We start from the raw sequence: 2,462 nt of genomic DNA, 5'->3' as shown, positions 1-2,462 counted from the left end.
GTAGTCTTATGTTCCACATACATTCCAACCGAAGTTGTCTCCACTTTTCCAGTTCCAGTATTTACAATGGAATCTCCAATTGTGATGTTTCCAGTATTTGTAACTTTTGAGGCTCCTGAAGTTGCCGGCTTAGGAGAAACATATATTCCCGCTGAACCTTTATCTAGCGTTATATCTCCATTATTTACAATGTTTATTGCTTTATGACCATCGGCAGGACCATTTGTCGCATAAATCCCAACTGATTTTTCTTTACCTGTTATTTCACCTTTATTTTCAACTTTATCAAATCCTACAGAATAAATTGCCGCAGATTCATCTCCAACTTCAATTTTAGAAGCTGCCGTAGTTGTTATTGTTCCAATATTTTTTGTAGCCGATCCGCTGTAGTTTGCAGTTGTATTGTTGTAAATTCCATAGATTCCTGTAGATTTGTCCCCTATGGTAATTTCACCTGAGTTAAGCCCTCTTGAGGAATCAAGGTACATGGCAGTACTTGTAACGGCATTTGAAAGATCAATTTTCCCTTTATTTTCAGCTTCGTATCCTGCTGTTCCTACCCAAGTTAATCCAGGATTCTTGTTACCGTCTGCCATCAGACCGATGATATTTTTAGAACTTGGCTTGGCTTCAACTGTTACTCCTGTCTGTATTATAGCTTCCCCATTTATAACGTGAGAAAGTATATTTCCCGTATCCAAGGCATTTCCAAGTGCTACTGTTAAATTTTTTGAAGTTATAGAGCTTCCTTCTGTTATTCTTGTTCTTTCTACAGAATGTCCATTTGTAACAAGCGTTCCTCCGTTATCATTAATAATTGCACCCTTTTGTCCAAAGATACCTACTCCATCTCCGCCAAACTCAATTTTTGCTCCAGACTCAAAGTTGGCAGTTGCTCCACCTGTAACTATTGCACCAACTCCATTTTTACCGTTAAGCTTTATATCAGCTCCACTTGCAATTGTTACTGTAGAAGCAGATTTTCCATCCGATCCGTTTCCAATGTAGATTCCCGTTCCAGCTGTAGTTCCATCTCCAATATTCATTGTTCCCGCATAAGTGATATTACTCTTATTTTCAGCAAACAGTCCAACTCCGTTTTTACCTGCTGTGATATTGGCAGTCATATTTTTAGCCTGCTGTCCATCTGCATATATTCCAATTGCATAAAAGTCATTCAATCCGTCATCGCTCAATACTGAATCTCCAACTTTTATTTCATCTGTATAAGCTGTGATATTGGCATTACCTTTCATTAAAAGCCCAATTATCCCTTTTCCTGTATTTCCATTGGCAGTATAGTCAAGTTTAGATGTGCTTGCATCCAGCATTCCTCCGTCAAGATAAACTCCAACTCCATATCCTTTTATCTTTCCGATGTTTCCTCCGTAGAGCTTTCCTGTATCTGTCGCTGTTGTTCCTTTTACATAATAGGCAACCTGATTTTGTGATTTTTCATTCAGATCAATTTCTCCTGTTGATGTATTAGCTTTAGCTTCATCCGAAAGATATACCGCAACAGATGAATCCGCATCATCATTCAGGTTTATTTTCCCTACTTTCTTTATATCAGATTTTGGAGTATAGATTCCTACTGTACTTTTTTGCTTCAAGTTGATTGTTCCTTCATTTTCCACAGTCGAATCTCCTAAATCTCCTTTATTCTTTGTAAACATTCCTGTAGAGCTTTCAGATTCTATATCAATCGTTCCTGCATTTAGCAGTTTGATAGCTTTTCCTGAAGCGCTTGACGAACCAAACATTCCAACAGAGTTCTTAGATGTAGGCTTTAATGCTATCGTTCCTTTATTTTTTGCCGTAGCATCATCTTTAGAGAATATTCCTGTTGATTTTTGTCCATGCAGCTCAATATCCTTTTCATTTGTAACGATTGTCCCGCTATCGACACCATACATTCCAATTACAGATTCCACCGAATCTAAAGGCCCTTGAATCAAGTTATTATTTACAATTTCAGCACTTTTTGTAGCAAGCATCCCTGTACCTTTTTTACCTTTTATAATGATATTTCCATCATTTACACCTTTTGTCCCTGATTCTGTAACATAGATTCCAGTTGACTTGCTGTCATTTCCTGAACTAGGAGCTTCAATTGCTATTGTACCATCAGATGTATTAGTCACTTCTGAGCCGTTTGTTCCATACATTCCTGTTGCTTCTTCATTAGTAATATTGATTTCATTCTTGTTGTTTGCTACAGACTTATCAGCCAGCATTCCAACGGATTTTTTAGACTTCAGGTCAATTGTTCCTTCATTTTCAGCAATCAGGTCCGTCTTTGAGGATTTTCCGTTTTTAGCATATATTCCGACTGATTCTTCCATATCGACTTCTATTTTATTCTTATTACTTATTGTCAGCTTTTTAGCGGCTGTGCTTTCAAGCTCCCCGTAGATACCTGCGCTTTTCTTTCCAGTTCCAGTTTTAAGTATGATTTCCCC

At 37.7% G+C, this 2,462-nt stretch carries 1 protein-coding gene; it reads right to left on the bottom strand.

All coding sequences use genetic code 11. The annotated features are described in order from the left end of the window. Positions 1–2,462: beta strand repeat-containing protein (locus Q0370_RS11480; RefSeq protein ID WP_367270896.1), on the bottom strand; the 2,462-nt coding region annotated here is incomplete at both ends.

It is taken from the genome of uncultured Leptotrichia sp., assembly GCF_938036635.1.
In the GTDB taxonomy this organism is placed as follows: domain Bacteria; phylum Fusobacteriota; class Fusobacteriia; order Fusobacteriales; family Leptotrichiaceae; genus Leptotrichia; species Leptotrichia hongkongensis.
Note: the sequence above shows the minus strand (reverse complement) of the source record. Positions and strands in the feature narration are given on the sequence as shown.